The organism is Citrobacter sp. EC_71, assembly GCF_019584005.1.
Lineage (GTDB): Bacteria > Pseudomonadota > Gammaproteobacteria > Enterobacterales > Enterobacteriaceae > Citrobacter > Citrobacter werkmanii.
This window is the reverse complement of record NZ_VDAY01000030.1, coordinates 26720-33605: the sequence shown is the minus strand read 5'-3', so window position 1 is coordinate 33605 and position 6886 is coordinate 26720. Positions and strand designations below refer to the sequence as shown.

9 protein-coding genes are annotated in these 6886 nt (G+C 44.1%); all 9 read right to left on the bottom strand.

Annotation, left to right across the window (positions count from 1 at the left end; all coding sequences use genetic code 11):
* Positions 1-89: 89 nt before the first annotated feature.
* On the bottom strand, positions 90-482 hold the full coding sequence (locus FHD02_RS22230) for a hypothetical protein (protein ID WP_032951328.1): 393 nt from the start codon (positions 480-482) through the stop codon (positions 90-92).
* A 14-nt stretch (positions 483-496) separates the two neighbouring features.
* Positions 497-1252, bottom strand: a complete 756-nt coding sequence (locus FHD02_RS22225; RefSeq protein WP_009654999.1) for a hypothetical protein — start codon at positions 1250-1252, stop codon at positions 497-499.
* Between the two features lie 153 nt (positions 1253-1405).
* Positions 1406-3115: a DUF4942 domain-containing protein gene (locus FHD02_RS22220; RefSeq protein ID WP_007372173.1), complete on the bottom strand. Its 1710-nt coding sequence runs from the start codon at positions 3113-3115 to the stop codon at positions 1406-1408.
* 191 nt (positions 3116-3306) lie between these two features.
* The gene (locus FHD02_RS22215; protein WP_032951326.1) at positions 3307-3891 is read right to left on the bottom strand and encodes a hypothetical protein; all 585 of its coding nucleotides are present in this window, start codon (positions 3889-3891) and stop codon (positions 3307-3309) included.
* 51 nt (positions 3892-3942) lie between these two features.
* A complete protein-coding gene (locus tag FHD02_RS24550) occupies positions 3943-4383 on the bottom strand; it encodes a hypothetical protein (protein WP_255597481.1) in 441 nt (146 codons plus the stop codon).
* Positions 4373-4855, bottom strand: coding sequence for a hypothetical protein (locus tag FHD02_RS22205; protein ID WP_032951323.1), 483 nt, complete (start codon positions 4853-4855; stop codon positions 4373-4375). The genes FHD02_RS24550 and FHD02_RS22205 overlap by 11 nt, the downstream gene beginning before the upstream one ends.
* 97 nt (positions 4856-4952) lie before the next feature.
* Positions 4953-5381, bottom strand: coding sequence for an HNH endonuclease (locus FHD02_RS22200; protein ID WP_032951321.1), 429 nt, complete (start codon positions 5379-5381; stop codon positions 4953-4955).
* Positions 5382-5399: 18 nt separating this feature from the next.
* Complete coding sequence (locus tag FHD02_RS22195; RefSeq protein ID WP_223226832.1) at positions 5400-6002, bottom strand: hypothetical protein; 603 nt, start codon at positions 6000-6002, stop codon at positions 5400-5402.
* Entirely contained in the window at positions 5999-6877 is an 879-nt protein-coding gene (locus tag FHD02_RS22190) for a hypothetical protein (RefSeq protein ID WP_009654998.1), read from the bottom strand. The genes FHD02_RS22195 and FHD02_RS22190 overlap by 4 nt, the downstream gene beginning before the upstream one ends.
* Positions 6878-6886 lie beyond the last annotated feature (9 nt).

The following is a 6886-nucleotide window of genomic DNA, read 5'->3' as shown; positions in this document are numbered from 1 at the left end:
TTAGTGCTGAATTCACTATCGGCGAAGGTGAGTTGATGGCTCATGATGTCCCTCTGGGATGCGCTCCGGATGAATATGATGATCTCATATCAGGAACTTGTTCGCACCTTCCCTAGCTGAGCGCATTTTGCAACGCGGACTGAGTGGTCAAGGTTGACCTTGTCGAATTCAGCCTTCAGTTGCTCATCTGGCTTAGCTTCGTTAACAGTTACCAGAATCCGACTAGCATACTCGCTACCCTTGGCTTGATTGCCTACCATCTTACCCAGTACACGGCCAGCTTTTGATTTCGCTTCAGTCAAACGTTCCTCGCCATTTTCGAGGTAGTCTTTACATGCGATAACAGCAGCAATCTCGGAAGCATGAACTTTCATCACGTCATTCAGTTCGTCACGAGATGGAGAGCTTTCCGCTGATATTGCGAAACTTGATGCATTAATTGCAAATAAACAAACAACCGCATTTAATATTATTTTTCTCATCACAGGTTTCCTTTTTATTGGTTACGAGGCAATGCTGCTTCAGACAGCTGGTAATTCAATATTGATAAGTAGGCCAGAGGTATAGTTGCTGCCGGGATTAACCATTCATACCTGAGCGAAAAGTATGACCACGAAAGTAAAACAACACCAGAGATAGCTGAAAATGCGAACAACGGCCCAATATTCATAAAAGTACTTTTACAAATGACTGGTATACTTTTCAGCAGAGAACCTTTACACCGCGTAACTGTTGGTATGAATAAAACGAGCATTGGCGTAGCGATAAATACGCTCAAAGTGGCAAGGGCGTACATATTGAAATACACTATTAGGTTGGAGTAAGCCAGACTAATGCTTGTTAATGTTGGTTGTTTATATTCAACATGGTTGGTTTCACCCGCAACCGCTGAAGCAATCATAAATTTGACTAACCACAATATTACGATCATTAGTACGGTCAGGAATAATGCATAAACTAACACAACGATAAAGTTGCGTAGTTCTTCCCAGATATTCAATCTTAGCTCTGAGCTTTGATATCGGCATAAGATAGCCGTAAGGTAGAGGGTGAGTACAACTGGCTGTAAGATAAAAAATGCAAGCCCCTCCATTGTCACATTTTTCATGATGAGTGTCAGGAGTCCACCACCAGCAATTATCGGCAAGAATATTGCCAAAATACCATGAAGAGATGCCATTGTTTTCATGGAGGACAACATTATTTGTTTGGTATCTTCGAAAGATAATTTATTGATGAGAAATGCTGACATTGTGTTTCCTCTTCATGTAGTTGGCTCAATTGTCGCATGTTGAAAAATTTGAATAGCATTTAACATCGACAAACTGACGGCTTTTTCTCTATCTCATTTTTTCTGTTCAGTTACGGGTGACGAAATTAACTCGACCAGCTCTTCCTTTCCCCACTATTCATGGGCATCAACGGAGAAAAGTTTTATGGATTCTGCGGTTCCTTCAAAGGCGTTGTCATAGCAACCCAGAATATTGATGTCGTAACCGGGCCCAGCTTCTCGGGTTAAAAGATGCTCCTTTGCGCTCCCTGGCAGTATTGCTATCAAGCGTCCTCCCGGTTTCAGGAATCTCATCGCATGTTGAAAATGTGCAATCCAGCGTGAGTCACTAAATGGAGGATTCATCAGAATTCTTTCAAACAAGCCGGTATTTTCAGGCTTGACCAATAGAAAATCATTAAGGGTGACGTTCCAGCGCAGGCCAGTAATTGCAACAGCTGCGGGGTGTATATCAAAACCAGTAACATCCACCCCCTCTGGTAACCCTTTCAGTAGCGCACCAAGACCGATATTCGGTTCCAGCAAACGCATACCTGAAGCCACCATACATTCATCAATTGCTCGTTTCTGGAGTTCTCCGACCGTTGCATAGAACTGGTGCGTATAGCGGTCAGGTATAGAACCATGTAATGCCAGAAGTTTGAATGCTTCAACGGGGCTAAAGTCAAAGTCATATACTTCTCTATATCTTCTGACAGCACCCAATGACTCCCATATGTTCACCAGTTCTTTTTTCTCACTAACAGACTGGTTGTCCCGCAGGATAAAAGTGTGCGGCCCCGGTGACAGGTGTTTGCCCGCGTTCAAATGGTCAGTGGCATATGATATTAAGGAGTTAACAGCAGAGAATGATATCAACTGCGACCGATATTCATTGGTTTTTACAGTTCTTGCGGAGTTATGGCCGGTGGTGTATCGGCGATCGAGAGGAATGCAGCCTGGCATTAAATGGGATAGTACCAGATTGAGATTGTCACAAGTTTCCTCCTCAATCAGGATATGCACATTGCCGTTAATAAACCCCTTCACTTTAAGACTATCGTTATCAATACTTACCCATTCGCCAGGGTTACTCATCATGTACTCTTTGACCGCAGCCGAATTCACATCCTCAGCACCGCTTCGTCCATACATCAGTCCAATAACCTTACGAAGGTCATTAAAATAGTTGAGATAGTCATAGGATCTGCGGTTATCTCTACTTGGTAAGCAGCTGGCTATGATGAGTTTGTTGCTGAAGCCCTGGGCACGGTTAGTCTTATGCAGAGCGGAGAGCTTTTCAAACACACCATGAACCATCTGGGCGAAGTAGTCTTTTTTCTCTTCATTCAATGCGAATGCGGTAGAAAAGATACTTTCTTCGTTGAAGGGTACAGGCTTAAGCTTCTCAAAATTTGATTCTGATGATTTTCGCCATGCCCTCAATCCTTCGTTCCAGTCATCGTATCTTTCGGTGGGCATAAATGGTTTTACGCCGGTCAGATCGAGCAGCTTTTGCCAGTACTTTTCATCGAGAGCACAGCGGGCCCGTTCTATACAGAACAAATTTTCTACAGCCAGCGTATATTTGATGGAATTGTCACAAGAATCACAGAACATGCGCCATGCTTCATCATGCCGGTTCCGCATCACTGCATCATACATGGCCTGCATGTGCTTCAGTGTTGTGTTGTATTCCACCAGCAGATCGCGCATGGCATTTAGTTTTTGAAAGCCGTCATGTTCAATGAGGCCACTTTGACTGTCTACGGGATTAGCATAAAGGCTGAGGACGTCTGATTCATTTTCATCGTTATTCGCTAATACAGCTGTCGGTAGGTTCATCAGATTTCTCCAAATAGAGAAATTATGAGACAGGTATGGCAGGTGACGAAGCAAATCGACGAACTACATAAGCCGGGATATTTGGGGATACCGTGAAGTACATAGCACGGCGGAAGTCCAAAAAAAGAGACCCCAGTAAGGGGTCTTAAATGAGGTATATATAACTATCAGATCACAGAGCCCGAAGCAGACTACTCAACGTCCTGAATTTCAGGAAGCTTCAACCCTTTCGGATAGAAGATTGTATGAACAGTCAGGTCAGCCAGGAACGTAGATTTGATAATTAATTTTATTATAGGGTTAATACTATCCCAAGAATCGGGCGAATTCCAGATAGTGGCATCACAGCTTTCAGGATACTGGTTAACTCCAGGAGCATGGCCAGCCGTGCAGCGCATTGGGTCGGTTGATTCATGCTCGCATTTAGGGCAAATATAGCGCCGCAGCTGGTGTTCACCTAGGTCTTGGTCAAAATCGTGAGGAGTTTCCCAGCAATGAACATCTTCAAGCTCAGGTAGCCTGGACGGAGTGTAAAAAGCCCACGGCACTTCCGTACCTCGCAGTACCTCAAGTGCGTGTATCACCCGCTCAGGCTCGATTTTAAGCACGTCACTGTATGCTTCTATTCGATCACGTAACAGGCTGGCCATTACAGAGATTGTATGGATATCGATACCGGCTGCTTGAGCGTCCCTTTCCAGCTGCTCAATAACGACATCAATACTTGCTGGTGGTGCAGACATAAATAACTGCGTTGCGGCTTCTTGTCGTGACATATACGAAGGTTCCTTCGGTTACCGGTGACAGTAACCGATATTTTCCCCTCGCTACAGCTGGTCACGAATTTTTTCAGCTTGTACATCGGATACCAGAACACAATCACCTGTTGCAGAATTACAAACGTAATATTTTCCGTCCTGATGCTGCTGTAATTTCAGTTTTGTACCCGCAAGTGACACTGTAACGCCACTTGCTTCAAACTGCCCTTTGTTGGTGATGAAAAAGTTGTTTTTTGCGAGGGTTCCGGCTTTCAAATCAACGCCTCTGATCACTTCACCCAGGTCCCATTCGTTCATTACTGAGCGTTGTTTATGGATCAAGGAGCCAAGACAGACAAACACCACGACACTGATTGCAGCAAGACCCATAAGGTTTTTAAACGAATGGTGGGCTTTCAGGTCAAGCGTCTTCGCTTCTACCAGCTGCTCGGACGTTAACTGGACAGCTCGATTGTTACGCGAAGGACGTTTACGTTGGTTAGCAGTCATGGTTCACCTCTGTTTGAAGGAGAGATAATTTTAAACCTGCCAGTATATAAGCGATCTGAATTGGGTGAAGCGAATCATCAATGCTCATGGCCAGTCTACCCTTCTGATTGGTATCTACGGCTTTGCTGCCTCGGTACTGGTATCCATATCTCTTCCTGGCAAGTTCCAGGCCAGCCAGCATGTACTGGACTTGCTGTAACGATAATGAATCAATTTGCAGAGACTTGAGCCTGTTTTTTTGCTGGCACAGACCAAATAACTCCCTCGACTCGAAATCGTCGGGGTAAGAGTGTAGTAACCCATCAACTGAGCAGGCATTCAACTTATCGAATTCACGTTCAATACCCTCGACCGAGAAATGTCGGTCTCGAACGGACTCGACTCTACATTTGCTGAGCTGGCCATCTGGTGTGGCTACAAATATAGTTGCGCCTTCGGTCAGGTCTCCAGTCCAGTTTGTATGATTAGTCATATACGCTCCGTAATGGGCCTACTAAACAATATTATCACGGCTGAATATTTGACGAAGCAGTGCGCGATACGCGCCATGATAATGTTAAATTAGTCGTTTATTTGATAGCACCATTTTTCTCTGAATACTGTTCAAACCAGAAAACAATGGGTTTCTCTACAATGCTTATCTGGCCGAATCTTTCTGCCGTTCTGAAATTCATACTACTCTTCCGTGCCCTTTCAACCTGTAAACTTATTTGTTTGCGGAACATTTCCAGTGAATATGTTGTTTTGAGCAGATTGCAGGGCGCACAGGCTGGGAAAAGATTTTCTAAGCAGTTGGCACTTTCATTAAACACTTCACCGGTAGCCTTAAGCTTAAATTTCCCTCTGGCCGCAGCTTGCATATCCTGGACGGATTTCCTTAGCACAGGTTCTACGTGATCAGCGTGCCAACCTTTTTCTTTCAGTACCTCGCCACAATATGCACATCGACCACCAAATTTAGCCCTCAGTACTATTCTTTGTTTTTTTGACAGAGACATAATAAATTCCTTGTGGAACTAAGAGAATCGGCCATCGTCTATTGATTCAGCGATGTTGACTGCCAGGGCGTTATCGTCCAAGCCTGACAACGTTTCATAGCGAAAGACAGGAATGTGAGTTCTTTTAAAAAGGGCAATAATGAACTCTCCTTCAGGCTGAGCGCTGATAGCATCTTCATTGATCATTGCTAGCACTAGTTCCCCGGTATGCGCATCGGAGAGAACAAAATCGAACACGAATTCATCTGCGTACTGTTGCGCCTGAAGTACGTCAACCGGGGCAACCGGTTCATCTTCGAGCTCCAGCTCTACTAAGTCCCGGGCAAGCACCTGGGGTGCGATAATGTACTGACCATTGAACACCGCACTCAAGCGCACATAAAGATCCATCAGGACTTTTGGCAATATCGAATTTTTTTTGATGAAGTACTCGCTCAACCCATCAAGTGCGGCGTTCTCGTCGGCATCGGCATTAATATCTGCCTGCTGATCATGCTCGTCCAAAGGTTGCTGAGTTTGTTGTTGTTCTCGTTTTGTTCGACTCGCGTAGATAAGTATGAAAGCTGCAAAGCACACAAATGTCAGAAATATTGCGAGAGCGATTATATATTTTAGAGTCATGGGTTCATTCCTATAGTCTGGAGATACTCAGGCTCCTTGAACTTCATATTTTCGGGTATATGCCGCATCACCTTTTTGATGTATGGTTGTTCAATTCTCTTAAGCGTATCTAATTGAGATTGATAATCCTTAGTTCTCAAATCATGCTCAGCACCCAGTTGTCCTAATAACGTCTGAAGTTTCTTTAAGGCTTTGCTGCACTGCACTTCGGCATTATCCAGCTTTTCAATATTTAACCAGGAGAGAATATCGATAACAGGATTTATAGTCAGATCGACAAACAGATCAAGCGTGTCATCTGGTAAATTTGAATCAATAGGTGATTGCCGGGCAGGCATTTCATCTGCTAATCGCTTAAGCGCACCCATAGCTCTCTTTAACGAACTACTCGCAGAGGATGTGTCTATTGCTGAAAGTATGGATATTGCTTTACTGGTAGTAACCATATCCAGAAATTCAGTTGTGGAAGCACTATTACATTCATCCTTTGCTGTTTTTAATAGTTCACGGGCATTTTCTGCAAGTTTGAGTCGTCTGCCTGACTCGTTATATTTTATCTGAGCTTCTTTCCAGCAGTTGACTAGATGCTGATAAATCTCACAATCTGGTGATTTCGAAATTTCTTCCAACGAGGACATAACTACGTATTGAAGAAAGATGCTCCTGCATTTTGGCAGCAGCAGGTTAAGATGCAATTCACATTCGTTCAGCTTTTTTCGCGCCGGTGTCTCTCTGAAGAGACCAATAAATAGCGCCCACAATGAAAACTGACGATCTCTTGTCTCTTTAACCAACTCTTTAACTGCCAGGGCTCGGGCAATGTTAGCATTTTCAACCTGGCGTGATAACTCTTGGAGTTCTGTAGCTGTAATCATCTCTCAGCC

Excerpts from the sequence above, each read along its gene's own strand:
- FHD02_RS22230 (WP_032951328.1), bottom strand. The coding sequence starts at position 482 with ATGAGAAAAATAATATTAAATGCGGTTGTTTGTTTATTTGCAATTAAT.
- FHD02_RS22225 (WP_009654999.1), bottom strand. The coding sequence starts at position 1,252 with ATGTCAGCATTTCTCATCAATAAATTATCTTTCGAAGATACCAAACAA.
- FHD02_RS22220 (WP_007372173.1), bottom strand. The coding sequence starts at position 3,115 with ATGAACCTACCGACAGCTGTATTAGCGAATAACGATGAAAATGAATCA.
- FHD02_RS22215 (WP_032951326.1), bottom strand. The coding sequence starts at position 3,891 with ATGTCACGACAAGAAGCCGCAACGCAGTTATTTATGTCTGCACCACCA.
- FHD02_RS24550 (WP_255597481.1), bottom strand. The coding sequence starts at position 4,383 with ATGACTGCTAACCAACGTAAACGTCCTTCGCGTAACAATCGAGCTGTC.
- FHD02_RS22205 (WP_032951323.1), bottom strand. The coding sequence starts at position 4,855 with ATGACTAATCATACAAACTGGACTGGAGACCTGACCGAAGGCGCAACT.
- FHD02_RS22200 (WP_032951321.1), bottom strand. The coding sequence starts at position 5,381 with ATGTCTCTGTCAAAAAAACAAAGAATAGTACTGAGGGCTAAATTTGGT.
- FHD02_RS22195 (WP_223226832.1), bottom strand. The coding sequence starts at position 6,002 with ATGACTCTAAAATATATAATCGCTCTCGCAATATTTCTGACATTTGTG.
- FHD02_RS22190 (WP_009654998.1), bottom strand. The coding sequence starts at position 6,877 with ATGATTACAGCTACAGAACTCCAAGAGTTATCACGCCAGGTTGAAAAT.